General features: G+C 38.2%; 18 protein-coding genes and 2 pseudogenes. 17 read left to right on the top strand and 3 right to left on the bottom strand.

Annotated elements, in window-relative coordinates:
* Nucleotides 1–29: 29 nt before the first annotated feature.
* Both DCC39_RS04885 and DCC39_RS04880 read right to left on the bottom strand, forming a co-directional pair.
* Nucleotides 30–827, bottom strand: coding sequence for an HAD family hydrolase (locus DCC39_RS04885; RefSeq protein WP_116553769.1), 798 nt, complete (start codon nt 825–827; stop codon nt 30–32).
* 361 nt (nt 828–1,188) lie between these two features.
* Nucleotides 1,189–1,782, bottom strand: coding sequence for a TetR/AcrR family transcriptional regulator (locus tag DCC39_RS04880; protein ID WP_116553768.1), 594 nt, complete (start codon nt 1,780–1,782; stop codon nt 1,189–1,191).
* Between the two features lie 90 nt (nt 1,783–1,872).
* Here DCC39_RS04880 and DCC39_RS04875 point away from each other — a divergent pair, with 90 nt between their 5' ends.
* The 4 genes and pseudogenes from DCC39_RS04875 to DCC39_RS19775 all read left to right on the top strand — a co-directional run.
* Nucleotides 1,873–2,580 carry a GAP family protein gene (locus DCC39_RS04875; RefSeq protein ID WP_116553767.1) on the top strand — a complete coding sequence of 236 codons (708 nt, stop codon included), beginning with the start codon at nt 1,873–1,875 and terminating at the stop codon, nt 2,578–2,580.
* A gap of 40 nt (nt 2,581–2,620) precedes the next feature.
* Nucleotides 2,621–2,833, top strand: coding sequence for a hypothetical protein (locus DCC39_RS04870; protein ID WP_116553766.1), 213 nt, complete (start codon nt 2,621–2,623; stop codon nt 2,831–2,833).
* Nucleotides 2,826–3,020: pseudogene (locus DCC39_RS19940) on the top strand (ISL3 family transposase); the annotation flags it as partial. The gene DCC39_RS04870 and the pseudogene DCC39_RS19940, both read left to right, overlap by 8 nt.
* Before the next feature lie 6 nt (nt 3,021–3,026).
* Nucleotides 3,027–3,271: pseudogene (locus DCC39_RS19775) on the top strand (ISL3 family transposase); the annotation flags it as partial.
* Between the two features lie 37 nt (nt 3,272–3,308).
* On the opposite strand, the gene DCC39_RS04860 reads toward DCC39_RS19775, so the two are convergent.
* Entirely contained in the window at nt 3,309–4,226 is a 918-nt protein-coding gene (locus DCC39_RS04860) for a VOC family protein (RefSeq protein WP_116553765.1), read from the bottom strand.
* 266 nt (nt 4,227–4,492) lie between these two features.
* Here DCC39_RS04860 and DCC39_RS04855 point away from each other — a divergent pair, with 266 nt between their 5' ends.
* From DCC39_RS04855 to DCC39_RS04805, 13 genes are all read left to right on the top strand, one after another.
* A complete protein-coding gene (locus tag DCC39_RS04855) occupies nt 4,493–4,975 on the top strand; it encodes a DUF2975 domain-containing protein (protein WP_116553764.1) in 483 nt (160 codons plus the stop codon).
* 10 nt (nt 4,976–4,985) lie between these two features.
* A complete protein-coding gene (locus DCC39_RS04850; RefSeq protein WP_116553763.1) occupies nt 4,986–5,216 on the top strand; it encodes a helix-turn-helix domain-containing protein in 231 nt (76 codons plus the stop codon).
* A 68-nt stretch (nt 5,217–5,284) separates the two neighbouring features.
* The gene (locus DCC39_RS04845) at nt 5,285–6,055 is read left to right on the top strand and encodes a DUF817 domain-containing protein (RefSeq protein ID WP_116553852.1); all 771 of its coding nucleotides are present in this window, start codon (nt 5,285–5,287) and stop codon (nt 6,053–6,055) included.
* Between the two features lie 224 nt (nt 6,056–6,279).
* Complete coding sequence (gene panB, locus DCC39_RS04840; protein WP_116553762.1) at nt 6,280–7,095, top strand: 3-methyl-2-oxobutanoate hydroxymethyltransferase; 816 nt, start codon at nt 6,280–6,282, stop codon at nt 7,093–7,095.
* A gap of 310 nt (nt 7,096–7,405) precedes the next feature.
* Nucleotides 7,406–7,630 (top strand): hypothetical protein, encoded by a 225-nt coding sequence (locus tag DCC39_RS19360; RefSeq protein ID WP_240613539.1) that lies wholly within the window; start codon nt 7,406–7,408, stop codon nt 7,628–7,630.
* 176 nt (nt 7,631–7,806) lie between these two features.
* Nucleotides 7,807–7,941, top strand: a complete 135-nt coding sequence (locus DCC39_RS19770; RefSeq protein ID WP_407071836.1) for a Fic family protein — start codon at nt 7,807–7,809, stop codon at nt 7,939–7,941.
* 386 nt (nt 7,942–8,327) lie between these two features.
* Nucleotides 8,328–9,113 (top strand): enoyl-CoA hydratase-related protein, encoded by a 786-nt coding sequence (locus DCC39_RS04830; protein WP_116553761.1) that lies wholly within the window; start codon nt 8,328–8,330, stop codon nt 9,111–9,113.
* A gap of 134 nt (nt 9,114–9,247) precedes the next feature.
* Nucleotides 9,248–9,763, top strand: coding sequence for a DinB family protein (locus tag DCC39_RS04825; protein ID WP_116553760.1), 516 nt, complete (start codon nt 9,248–9,250; stop codon nt 9,761–9,763).
* Between the two features lie 259 nt (nt 9,764–10,022).
* Complete coding sequence (locus DCC39_RS19065) at nt 10,023–10,193, top strand: hypothetical protein (protein ID WP_165820780.1); 171 nt, start codon at nt 10,023–10,025, stop codon at nt 10,191–10,193.
* Nucleotides 10,194–10,413: 220 nt separating this feature from the next.
* Nucleotides 10,414–12,723 (top strand): RNA polymerase recycling motor HelD, encoded by a 2,310-nt coding sequence (helD, locus tag DCC39_RS04820; RefSeq protein WP_116553759.1) that lies wholly within the window; start codon nt 10,414–10,416, stop codon nt 12,721–12,723.
* Nucleotides 12,724–12,927: 204 nt separating this feature from the next.
* The gene (locus DCC39_RS19765) at nt 12,928–13,116 is read left to right on the top strand and encodes a DUF4870 domain-containing protein (RefSeq protein WP_116553758.1); all 189 of its coding nucleotides are present in this window, start codon (nt 12,928–12,930) and stop codon (nt 13,114–13,116) included.
* Between the two features lie 50 nt (nt 13,117–13,166).
* Nucleotides 13,167–13,673: a hypothetical protein gene (locus tag DCC39_RS04810; protein WP_205948468.1), complete on the top strand. Its 507-nt coding sequence runs from the start codon at nt 13,167–13,169 to the stop codon at nt 13,671–13,673.
* A 260-nt stretch (nt 13,674–13,933) separates the two neighbouring features.
* The coding region (locus tag DCC39_RS04805) for a helix-turn-helix domain-containing protein (protein WP_165205104.1) at nt 13,934–14,006 on the top strand (73 nt) is incomplete at its 3' end.

The following is a 14,006-nucleotide window of genomic DNA, read 5'->3' as shown; positions in this document are numbered from 1 at the left end:
TGATTAAAAAAAATTGCTAATAAAAAACTTTAAATCGCATATGATTCATATGATTTAAGAAGATAACGTTCTATAAACTCAGCTAATCCATCATTTTCGTGATGTCCTGTAACAAAATCAGCCGCTGCTTTAACCTTTTCGCTAGCGTTTCCCATGGCTACACCAATGCCGACATGACGAAGCATCTCTATATCATTGGGCCCGTCTCCAATGGCTACAGCTTCATTTGGACTAATTCGAAATTCGGTGAGTAAGCTTTTTATAGCGGACCATTTGGAAATATTCGGAGCAACCATCTCAAACCCGTCATTCCAATCGATGACTTCAGCTTCCTTTTTAAACAAAGCGGATAATACAGAACTTGGTACACCTGTTCGAACACTATATTTAAGAACATCTTGATAATTTGCCTGTCTTAAATCTCCAATATACCGTGGTGGAATTTGCCCAACTTTTGTCCAATAATCGATTTCTTCATTTGTTTCCTTACAATAAAGCCCATTTGCTGTATGGATAATAACATTACATGGACTTTCAGCCGTCAGATGGTGAAATCGTTCTTCGTTCAATCGGACGGTGTTCATTTGCATCACTCTTCCTGTCTCTGCATCGTGAATAGCAGCGCCATTCAAACAGATCATTGGAGTTCGTAATCCAATTTCTTTATGGTAGGGAACGGTTACTTCATAGTGTCGACCAGTGGCTAGAAAAACCTTGACTCCCTGATGAATGAGCCTATAAATGGCTTCCATATTTCGGCGGGAAATGTAGTTTGAAGTTCTTAGTAATGTACAATCCATATCAATAAATATTGCACGCACATTCATTTATACTGCCTCCTCATTCGTTGCTAAACCAATCATATCATCTGAATATTAAAGCTTAGTAAACTCAGTGTATAGATTGAGTAAAGTCTCTTAAAATCTTCATTGATTTCGTAAAACGTTGGCCGACCATTACTGTTATTCAATCAGATAGAATTTTTATAGAAACCTATCCATTTTTATGATTCGAAGTGGATAGGTTTTTTAATATATGAAATTATATATTCAACTCGGCGCTTCCATGCAACCAAGTAGCAGGCTGTATTTTCATGGCTCTTCGGATTTTATGGTGGGATTCTACTTCTTTTCATTATCGAGTCATTCCACAGGGTTTATTTAAAAAACAAGTGTTTAACTTAATATATTATTGATTGCAAAGTTCATTTAAGTGGTGAGTAATAATTTGTTCCGTTTTTTCAATTGTGAATATATCCGGTCTTAATAGAGCATGTATGGATAAACCTTCAATGACTGCCGTAAGCCGTAATTTTTCTATTTCAATATTTATGTCTTTATTTACATAGCCTGCTTTTATTAATATTTCAAGCAGTGCTTCCATTAAAATATATTCTCCTTCAGTTAGTTCATCTTTTTTCGTATTTAAAGCTGCACTTGTAAGTGAGCGAATGGCAAAAACCAGCCATACGCCAGTTTCAGTTTGTTTCTCCCGATCCACAGGAACTAATTCCAACAGCGTTTCCTGTACCGCAATAAGAGGGTTTTTTGACCATGATTTATTCTCCGACCGTTCTTTCCCTCGAGCAAGAAAATATTCCATGATAAATAATAGTAATTCATCTTGGGTTGAGAAATAATGTCTTAATGCTCCGGTAGACATTCCAGCCTCAGACGCAATTCTTCGGATAGATGCTTTTTCAATGCCTTCCGTTTCAATAATTCTCCAAGCTGTTTCAGCGATAATTTTCCTTTTGTGATCATGATCAACAATTTTCGGCATTCAAATCACCTCTTGCTTTTATTTAGCACGCTGTGTTATTATCATTTTATCACAGTGTGCTAAATAAATAAATAAGGGGTGGATGTTTAGGTGCTTGAAATCATTGAATCATTAATTCCCACCAACATAGATTTCACAACAGCACTCCTCATTATTATGCTCTGTGCTTTCATTGATATCTTAAGCCCCGGAGTATTGGCGATCACAGCTTATATCCTACTAATACAAAAAGAAAAATTGAAATCGCGTTTGATTGTGTTTTTATTATCGACACAACTTTGCTATTTTATCATGGGAATCTTGGTTTACCTAGGAGTTGGGCCGATTCTTGGTTTTATAGAAAGTATGGCCAAGAATCAAATTTCAAGTTGGTTTTATACGATATTTGGTGCCGCCCTTGTACTGATTAGCTTTTATAAGCCTAAGAAAGGAATGGAATCACGATTTATGGAATGGTTACCAAATCAAGTATCTTTAAGGGCGATGATGATACTCGGTATCATTGTGTTTACGATCGAGTTTGCTACTGCTTTACCGTATTTTTACTCGATCTTATTAATGGATGGTTTAGCGTTTAATACGGGGTTGTCCATAAGTATTTTACTTGGCTATAACGTAATTATGGTACTTCCTTCAATCTTACTATTGATCATTTATATACTATTTAGAAGTTGGATACAGAACAAGCTTGAAAAACTAAGAAAAAAATTAGTAAAAGCTCCATTGTCTTCTGTATTAGTGGCAGTTGCAGTTGTTGGGGCGGTTTTATTCAATATTGGCATTAGGGGAATTTTATAGTGATTTCAGCAGTTAATTTTTTGAAAGGGGATGTAGTGTTATGAAAGAGATTGCAAGCGGTGTAAGTCTACTTCTATTCATTCAAGGAATTGGGGGCATCATAAACCGATTAACAAATGGAGGACCAAGTTGGTTTCTGGTAAATTACATCGAAGTTTTGCAAGGGTATGAAATTATAGCCAGTATCGTTTTAGTTATATTGGGAGCAATTATTGGTGTAGGTGCTCTCAAAATAAAAGGTAAAGATGACTAACCTATTATCTCTTCAAGACCTCACAGTTATTTAACCACCACAAGAAAATGAAAGCGACATGTTGTTTAAAGTGGAAGCAATCAACCCATCAGAACGTTGTCTTGAATGTGGTTTTGACAAGTTATATAAGCACAGCTCACGAAAGCAATTGATTATGAATTTGCCCATTCGTTTAAAGCGAGTGGGCTGACAATTGAACCGTATTATTAGGCAAGTTGAACGAATAGATAGAGGTTACTCTTTTGAAGCGTTACGAGCCAAAATACTGTTTAATGAGAACCTCCATAAGAAACGCAAGCCAAGATTTAATTCAAGTGTTTTCAGAAAGGCCATATTATTCGACACTTTCCATTGGCATGAAGTAACAGGCCACGTCATAACGGGTAACTGTGGTGTCGATTTTTCCACACTAATTAAGAATTGGAAAAGGGTGACTTGAAAGCCCTTTTCCACCATAAAATCCGAATACCCGTTTTCATTTTTCCTTGTATGCTTTCTGTAACTCCACAAGATCGAGTTTCTTCATTTTAAGAGTTGCCTTATTAACACGCGTAATTTGTTCTGGTGTACTACTCGTCATTATCTCGTCCATTTCTCTCGGCACAATCTGCCAGGATGCTCCATACTTATCTTTCAACCAGCCGCATTGCTCGGCTTCAGGAACCGCAGTCAGCTTATCCCAATAGTCATCAATCTCTTCTTGTGTGTCACAATATACCATAAATGAGATGGCCTCGTTGAAACTGAATGTATGATCTCTCGCGCTGTCCATTGCGGCAAACCACTGATTCTCAAGCATGAAATCAGAAAACATGATCGTTCCTTCTTTGTCAGGTTCCATGCCTTGAGGGTAGCGGGCAATTAGTCCCTGTTTTGAGTTCTTAAATACGGATAAATAAAAATTAATCGCCTCTTCCGCTTTGCCGCATGTATCACCGACAAACATTAGCGAGGGCACAATCGTAGGCCGCTCTTCACCCTCTGGATTGGTAAGGATTAGTTGCCACGACAAACCATACTTATCTTGAATCCAACCATACTTCTCACTAAACGGATACTTATCAAGTGGCATTAACACTGTGCCACCTTCGGACAATTTATTCCAAACCTCATTTATTTTTTCACTCGCGTCTTTTTCTCGCGGTGGGTCAAAATTCACGATAAAAGACACCGACGGATTGAATTTGAAAAAAGGCCCTGCACTGATTGCCATGAACTTCTGTCCCCACAACTCAAAAGAGACTAAATCGGCTTCGCCTGATGGTGTGTCATGGAGTGCTGTTACATTCGTAATTCTTGAGTCCGGGAAAATGGAAGCATAAAACGCTGCTGCTTCATTCGCCTCCTTGTCATACCATAAATGCGGAACGATATTTTGATTTATTCTCGTCATAGTCATTCCTCCTTTTTTGTTTATTTTACCATTTTGATTCCGTTTTGATTTCTTATAAATTGCTAATTGAAGGATTCATCCTTTTTAGTCCAGTAACACAAGCTCTTATTTTCCTTTCTGACCGCTTTTTAAAATTGTTAAATTTGAAATTTTATTGCCAGTGATTGAACATCGGTAATAATATATTCATAAATGATAATTATTTATTGATATTCGATAAATAAGGTGTTAAAATACTGATTATATAAATAAGCGAGGTGTTTTTTATGAAACGAGGATCAACGCTCTTTTTAAAGATAGTCGTTATTCTTATTGGCATTCCCATTCTTGCTTTGTGCATATTTGTGGTGCCTAAAATAGCGAATTATGCAGCTGAATTGTACCCAGAGTTCGCTTATATAAAATATCTCGTTTTAATCGTCATGTATGCAGCGGCGATCCCTTTTTACTTTGCTCTGCATCAGGCTTTAAGACTTTTAAGCTATATTGACAAGAACATCGCTTTCTCGGAATTATCTGTAAGAGCTTTAAAGAATATAAAATACTGTGCAACCACAATCAGTATCGTGTATGTGGCAGGCATGCCACTCTTTTATCTCATGGCGGAGATGGACGATGCTCCAGGTATCATCGTACTTGGATTGATCATTATTTTTGCATCAATGGTGATCGCAGTCTTTGCCGCTGTTCTTCAAAAGCTATTAAAAAATGCCATAGATATAAAATCAGAAAATGATTTAACGATCTGAGGTGCATGGCATGGCGATTATAATCAATATTGACGTGATGTTGGCGAAAAGGAAAATGAGCGTCACAGAACTTTCGGAGAAGGTTGGAATCACAATGGCTAACCTTTCGATACTGAAAAATGGCAAGGCAAAAGCCATTAGGTTCTCAACCTTAGAGGCGATTTGCAAGGCTTTAGAATGTCAGCCCGGAGATATTTTAGAATACAAAGATGATGAAGACACTCAAGAATCAAATTCTTAAAAGAGGGGTTACTCATGAATGTAACGATCCAAAGCAATGCTCAGAAAAAGTCTTTGAAGATAAAAAGCATGAGAGCAATAAAACAACTCGTCCGTTTTGGTTGGGAGCAGGCTCTGTCATGTTTGTTTCCTGTCGTTATTTTTGCTACTTTGGCTTTTACCCAAATCATACCACTCCCGTTCCTGCCACGGTATGATTGGATCCTCATCATCTGCCTTCTGATGCAGTGGTGGATGGTGCGTTCAGGGCTTGAAACACGGGATGAACTAAAGGTGATCACATTGTTCCACCTTATTGGGCTTGCGCTTGAAATTTTCAAGGTGCACATGGGATCTTGGGCTTATCCAGAGGAAGGCTTTGTCAAAATTTTTGGCGTGCCATTGTATAGCGGATTCATGTACGCAAGTGTGGCGAGTTATCTTTGCCAGGCGTGGCGGAGGCTTAAGATTGAACTGGTTAAGTGGCCGCCATTTTGGGTCGTTGTGCCTCTGGCAGCTGCGATTTATTTGAACTTTTTTATTCACCATTATTGGATTGACGTTCGCTGGTGGCTAGCTGCACTTGTCATTATCGTTTTTTGGCAATCGTGGGTTACATACGAGGTTGGTGGAACGCGTTACCGTATGCCGCTCGCACTTTCTTTTGTGCTTATCGGATTTTTTATATGGGTAGCCGAAAATATTGCAACCTTCTTTGGCGCATGGAAATATCCGAACCAAACCGACGCATGGAGTCTCGTTCATTTAGGAAAAGTGAGCTCATGGCTTTTATTGGTGATTGTTAGCTTTCTTATCGTAGCAACGTTAAAGTTGGTTAAGAGAAAAATTCCAATGGGATAGATACTAGTCGATTTTTATAACTTTTAATCGATGATTCTCGTCATAATGAGAATGTGTCTCCAAATCGATGTCTGCTCTTGTAAATTTTAAAATGTTGTGATAATTTTTAAGTGTTGGGATGGCATCCCTAGTGGAGCTCATACCTAAATCCATTTTATTTTCTTTTTGCTTCACCAATATCTATGCTCTGATTCCGAAATGAACAGAGACTAAGGAGGATTCACATGGCAAGAAATATGGACTATCTACATTGGAAGAAACGGAACGCTCAAAGGATTACTATGTTAACGTGTTATGACTATCCCACCGCCGTATTGCAAGACGAAGCAGGATTGGATGTCATTTTTGTCGGAGATTCATTGGGAACAAACGAATTAGGATATGAACGTGAAATTTCTGTCACGCTTGGCGACATAATCCATCACTTGAAAGCAGTTCGACGGGGAGTCAAGGAAGCATATTTACTCGCGGATATGCCGTATAAAACATATGAGAATCCAGAAATGGCATTGGCTACTGCGAAGGAGCTAATTCTTAGCGGAGCAGACGGTGTAAAATTAGAAGGAATACAAGTTGAAATCATATCACATTTATATAAAAATGGCATTGAGGTTTGGGGACACCTTGGTTATAATCCTCAGCTGCATGAAAAGGCGGCTGTACAAGGAAAAACATTTGATTCCGCCAAAATTCTCTTGGAAAGCGCAATCTCTTTACAAGATGCTGGTGCAAGTATGATGGTACTAGAACTTGTACCAGAAGAACTCGGAAAAATGATTACAGAAAAGCTAAGAATCCCCACGATTGGGATTGGCGCAGGAAGATTTACGGATGGACAAGTTCTTATCGTTCAAGATATGTTAGGGGTTAATCCATTTGACCTTCGCCATTCGAAGAGATACTCTGATGTAGGTCAGATAATGCTTAAAGCATTCCAAACGTATGCAAATGAAGTCGAAAATGGTGCGTTTCCACAACGGACGAACGTTCGAAACATGAAAGATGAGGAACGAGAACAATTATTAAGTTGGTACTCATAAACAGAATTAAGCGAGAGTTTGGTTTCAAGTAAACATTAAATATGTAAAATCCATTTTGCTAAGACTTCTTTCAAAATGGATTTTTTATTTGCTATTAAAAGCAAGATTTTTTCTAAATGTGAAATGAAGGTGCGGCGGATATGAAAAAAATTATGGTGATGGGCGTTTCACCTTGTCTATGAAAATCTAAACGAAAAATTGGGGGAAGCTTTAAATATCAAGATGTATCATCTCGATACTTTCTTCTGGAAACCTCGATGGAAGGAAGCGACGATCGACGAATTTCCAGCCGCCCAAAGGAAAATTATTAATGATCATGATCAGTGGATTATTGAAGGCAATTATAGTAATACTTATGAAATCAGGACTGAATATGCGGATACAATTTTTTATTTTAACTGTCGGCGGAAAGACGATGCGAGAGCATTTAAAAGTTATCAATCATCGCGATGCAATTACGTGTGTAGAGGAAAGTGTTCAAAAAAGAGAACCACTAACAGAATGGCAAATAAAAAACATTCACACAATCGTTTAAAAGGAATAGAAGATGATTATGCAGGTAAGTATCGAAACCAACAAGTGTTGATTTTTATTGCCGGAGCAAAGCATTACACCTCCAGCATCTTATTTAATTAAGGAACAAATGGAAAAGTTGATGAAGTGGTAGGATAACGAGGCAAAAAACTTGCATCCAGTGGAGCGAGGAGCGATTTGCATGCTCTATTCGTTGGTATCCATCCATTTATTGATGAGAACGGGCGTACATCCCTTCTTCTTTTTGATTTTGAATTGATGAAAGCGGGTTTTCCTGCAGTTGTTATTAAAGTAGAAAATTGGCTTTTTTAATCTGCTATTACAACTTTATCAGATGGAACATGAACAAGAACAAATGGAGTGGGCGAAAGAATACCTTTCAGATGACTTCGCTACTCAATTTTTTTCCCATCCAAAAGAACAGCGGCGGCAGATGGATGTGGAAATGTTAGACCTGTTAAAACTGTTTAATCAGTCTTTATTCTGAAGTGATAAAATTTGTTGTTTTGAAAGAAATTGCGAAGCCTAGTCCTTTTAGACAGGACGAAATGTTTTTAATGAATGTAAAAAAAGTATTGTTTTTTTAAATGAATTAATATATTCTGAATATACATTTATGAGTGAGCAATCAGTCAGTGATGGCATCTCGGTAAAAACCCGTTCTTGTATCGGTACACTAAATTATTGGAGGGATTAAGATGTTAAACAACAATGTCGTTCTCTGCACTGAAGAAAATGGTATCGCAAGAATTACATTAAACAGACCGGAAGCGCTAAATGCGTTAAACCGAGATGTTCTTGAACAGCTTTCGTCCATCTTGGACAGGATTAAAACTGATTCAAGTGTAAAGGCAGCAATAATTATCGGTGCTGGAGAAAGGGCATTCTCCGCAGGCGCGGACATTCAGTTTCTCAATAAAGCCACTCCGCTAGAAGTACGGGATTTAGCTCAGTTGGCTGTTACGGTTACGAATAAAATCGAATCGTTGGGGAAGGTAGTTGTCGCTGCTATCAATGGCCTCGCACTAGGAGGCGGACTTGAGTTAGCTGAATCCTGTACGCTCCGTATTTGTGTGAATTATGCTAGATTAGGGCATCCTGAAGTCCGTATTGGAGCTGTTGCAGGCTTTGGGGGAACTACGAGATTTCCTAGACTTATAGGCAAGGGGCGTGCTGCAGAACTGTTGCTTACCGGAAACGCTATAGGCGCAGACGAAGCTTATAGAATAGGATTGGTTAATAGGATTGTTGAGCCAGATAAGTTATTATCAGAAGCAGAAACTCTTATCCAAGAAATTCTGTCTCAGGCCCCTATCGCAGTAAAAATGACTTGGGAGGCAATTCATCGGGGGGAGAATCTAACTTTAGAAGAGTCCGCGCTTCTCGGTGCAGATTATTTCGGTTTGGCAGCGTCCACAGAGGACTTCAGAGAAGGGACGAAATCATTTTTAGAAAAGACCCAACCATCATTTAAAGGAAGATGAACAATAAACTATTAAACTTATAATATGAATGGAAGCGGATAGTGAAAGAAAGCTCAGGAGAATACTTTTCAGCGTAGAAAATATATACAGAATAGGGGTCAAAGTATGCACTTTTTCATGAAGGGAGAAAGAACATGTATAAATTAATAAATGACAATCTGTATGAGACGAGAAATAATCTTGTAAACGAGATTAATTTATTAAGCGATGCCCAATTTAATAGTAAGCCTGATATAAATCAGTGGAGTATAGCACAAGTCTGCCACCACTTAGTTTTAGTGGAGGAGGCATCTATAAAGGCGATTGCATGGGGATTAAAAGAGGTTGATGGTACTCAAAAAGAACGTAAAAAAATTCATCTTACATTATTGGATAGAACGAAAAAGATTAAAGCCCCAAAAATCGTTGAACCAGATGTAGAACCATTTGAAGTTCAGCAAATAATCGAGTTGTTAGACGATTCGAGAAAAAAATTGATGACTTTTCTAAGTACGATAGAAGATAAATCCATATTGGCGAAAAAATCAATGAAGCATCCTGCATTAGGTGAATTACCTCTTGATCAATGGATTGAACAGATATATTTGCATGAACAGCGGCACATAGAACAAATAAAAGAGATAAAATTACTTTTAGATGCAAGGCAATGACGTGGCGTATTCCAAAGTTGGTTCAGTAGAAATTTTTTCAATACTCGTCTTCATTGTGTTTTAATTATTCACCAGAAGGTGCTCCACACTTTGGAAATTTTGGATTGCTCAAATCCTATTATACCAAAGGTTGGAGCACTTTTTATTGGGATTTTTAATCATGTCTTTCGAAATTTAGGATTATTATAGAACAAAAATACTACCTTAACTATTTTTGGATTGCAAATTTTGTCATGAAAAAGATAGGAGGTGAAAGTAAATGAATTGTAAGAATTGTGAGGGGAGTTCATTTGTTCAAGCAACGGATTATATTAATCTTCGTCCTTTAGATAAAAAAATAGCTATTGGTTCAGAGAAGGTTTATACCGTTTGTTTGGAGTGCGGGGAAGTGGTTTCGATAAAAATTAAAAATCCTGAAAAATTAAAATAAATTATATAGGTAAAAAAATAACCAGTTCAAGCTGTATGCTCAACTGGTTTTTTATAATTCAATGGATAGCAAATGCGCCTATTGATATCAATGAGAAATTGTGATACATTAGTACAGAAACACAAAAAATAAAAAACACCGCACAAATACCCTATTTTAATTCTATACCAAAATCTTCTTGATGTCAACTCTAATTTTTTTCAAAAAGGGAGTGCTCGATATGAACAATGAACTTCGGCAGGAACAAAAACGTTTGGATAGTGTAATGGATACAATGATGGAGCTAATTGGAAGGCTGGAAAGCGAAACTGGACGGCGCCGAAAAGAAGTGGCTAATATTCGTAAGCACTTTTGGGATGACGTCAAGGTGAACACAGATACTTTTGACGATTATCTTGAGACGATCATTGGCTTGAGGCAACAAGCGCAAGCCTTAAGCGTAACAGAAAGCACCCATAGGCATGCTACCGATCGCTTATCTGTACTGCGGCGTATGTGTAAAGTACCTTATTTTGGCCGGATCAACTTCACTGAAGAAGGAGATTCAACAGCAGAAAGAATTTATATCGGCATGTCGACGCTAATGGATACAAGCGGTGAGAATTTCCTAATCTACGACTGGCGGGCACCAATCTCGAGTGTTTACTATGATTACCCGCCCGGCCCGGCCGAATACACTACGCCTGGAGGGGTGATTCGTGGCAATCTGGAGGAAAAGTGGCAATATATCATTCGCGATGGCGTGATTGAATCGATGTTCGATACTCGTCTCACCATTGGAGATGAGATTTTACAGCAGGCACTGGGCAAAGGTACAGACAAACATATGCACAGCATAGTCGCTACCATTCAACAGGAGCAAAACCGGATCATTCGCCACGATCACGGCAGGCTGCTCATTGTTCAAGGGGCTGCTGGCAGTGGCAAAACATCGGCAGCCTTGCAGCGGATTGCTTACTTGCTCTACAAGTATCGAAATTGGCTTAAAGCCGAACACATCATCTTATTTTCGCCGAATGCATTATTTAACAATTACGTATCCAGAGTATTACCGGAGCTCGGAGAAGAGAATATGCAGCAGGTCACATTTCAAGAATATTTGGATCATCGGTTGAGCAACACTTTTCAAGTTGAAGATCCTTACGAGCAATTAGAATTTATGTTAACTGCAATGGATGATTCTTCATACGAGACGAGAGCTGCGAGTATCCGCTTCAAGGCATCTGCCCGTTTTTTTGAGACAATGAAAACATATAGGCAGTCGCTGGAGTTATCTGGCATGATCTTCAAAGATATTAAGTTTAGAGGAAAACCGATCGTCTCCGCCAAACAAATCTCGGAAAGATTTTATCGCACCGATACCTCGCTACGCTTTCATAACAGACTGGAGAAGTTGACAGAGTGGCTCATCGAGCAAATTGATGAAATCGAAAAACTTGAAATGACAAAACCATGGGTACAGGAAGAAATCGAGTTGCTCAGCAATGAAGAATATCAAAAGGCATTTACCTACTTGCAACAAAAACGCGGCTTTACTGAAGACTCCTTTGACGATTATGAAAGAGAGCGCAAAGTACTTGGGCGTTTGATTGTTCGCAAGAAGCTGAAACCGCTGCGCAAATGGATCGAAACGCTTCGTTTCGTAGACTTTACAGGAATTTACAAGCAGCTTTTCGATGATCCGACGCATATCAACCGCTGGATTGCCGGAGAAGCACCTGAAGAGTGGGGGGCTATTTGCCGGCTGACAATGAAAATGTTGCAAGAAGGAAAACTGTTTTACGAAGATGCGACCCCATTTTTACTTTTAAAAGAACTGATTCAAGGGTTTCAAACAAATTCCTCAATCAAGCATGTACTTGTGGACGAGGCGCAAGACTATTCACCGTTTCAGTTCGAATTTTTGAAACGTTTGTTTCCTTTAGCAAAGATGACAGTATTTGGAGACTTTAACCAGGCGATATTTGCCCATGCGAGTGAAGTCATCGATTTCCATACGCTTTCGGGCTTATACGGACCGGATGAAACTGATGCGATTAACTTAACCCGTAGTTACAGAGCGACAAAGCCAATCGTGGAATTTACCCGCAGAATTGTGCCCGGCGGGGAACGAATCATTGCCTTTGAACGTGACGGAGAAAGACCGTCACTGACAAAATTATCCAATCATGCCGAACTACATCGCTGCATTGCTTCCAAAGTCGTGGATTTGCGGAAACGGCAATATAATACGATCGCGATTATATGCAAATCCGCTGCCGAAAGCATCGGTGCATACGAAGCCTTGAGCCATATTGAAGACATCAAGCTCGTAAAAAGCAGCTCGATTGAATATGAACAAGGCATTGTCGTCATACCGGCGTATTTAGCCAAAGGGATTGAATTCGACGCTGTCATCATTTACGACGCATCTGTGCAAGTATACGGTGATGAGAGCTTGCGCAAGTTGTTTTACACCGCCTGCACAAGGGCTATGCATTACTTGCAGCTATATAGTGTAGGTGAACCAAGTTCTTTTTGTGAGATGTAACCCCGGGGATTAATACACTTTAACCCGAAGAATCAAAGGAGCTCAGCAGTGCGGCTAATGCTTTAATGTCTAAAATCATTCATTAATGATTGTTGGGATTAAATTTTATACTTGAATCTCCAGTAGCGTCACCTTTTATGATGAGCTTATTTACTCAATAAAAGGCAACAAAAAAATAATTTATGCTATTGGAGGCTCGCTACTATGAAAAAAGAAAGTTTGTTAATTAGGGGACTGGCAAGTTTAATGCACCTTTTCTTGTTATTGCTAACTTTTGTTTTACCTATATTCGTATACTTGGTGACAAAGGATAGAAATAAATACTTTGCTGATCATGCAAAAGAAGGGATGAATCTCCATTTTACTTTTTTCCCAGTCTCGGTCTTTCCTTAAAAGATATTAAAAACTTGCTTCAAAAAAGTACCGTTGAAGGTTCGATTATATTGCAAGCTTTAAACTATCAAAAACAGTTGCTTGAAGCAAAAAAACATAAAATTATTAATATATTATCTGATTTAAACCATCTTATTGAAATGATAGAAGGTGAGGAAATCATCAATATCGATATATTTTGTGCTATGCTTCAAAAGTTAATGTTTGAAGAAGATACAGAAAGATGGTTCAAAGAGCATTTTTCTAAAGATATAATCGATGAATTATTTAATATAAATAAATCCGAAGAAATCGATTTAGATAAAAAATGGACGAAAGCTTTATTTGAAATCAAACATTTAACGATTACTGGAGCTATACCATCTTCTAAAGAATCACAAGAAACAATCGAATCACTGTTACTGCTTATGAATGAAACTTTGAAAGGGAATTTGGATCTGGTTGCAGAAAAGCTACCGTCTTCAGAAACATTTTCTTTTCCCAATCCTTTTACGGAAAAGGAGCAGGAATTTTTAAAAGAAGCCATGAAGATTTACCAAAATAATCATTCATCTTGATTGGATTAATATGTGAAGTATTGTAAGAGGTCAGTATTTAATCTTTTGGCCAAAAACAAAAGTAAAGTTACTTATTTATCATATTTAGGCGAGAAGACTCCATCCTCAGCGAAGCAGGGTGGAGATCAATCGCCTTCGGACAAGGGATAGCCCTCAACTATCTCAATTATCTAACTAGTATTTTTCAAATAATCAAGATACTTTCACATGAATGTATGCTATAATAGAAACAAACGTTCCTGTGAAAAGGGATGAGTGTCATGCTAGTTAATAAAGCATATAAATTTCGCATCTATCCGAATAAAGAACAGGAAATTCTGATTGCCAAAACGA

Origin of the sequence: Pueribacillus theae (assembly GCF_003097615.1) — a bacterium.
GTDB lineage: Bacteria > Bacillota > Bacilli > Bacillales > UBA6769 > Pueribacillus > Pueribacillus theae.
This window is presented reverse-complemented; position numbering and strand designations above follow the sequence as displayed.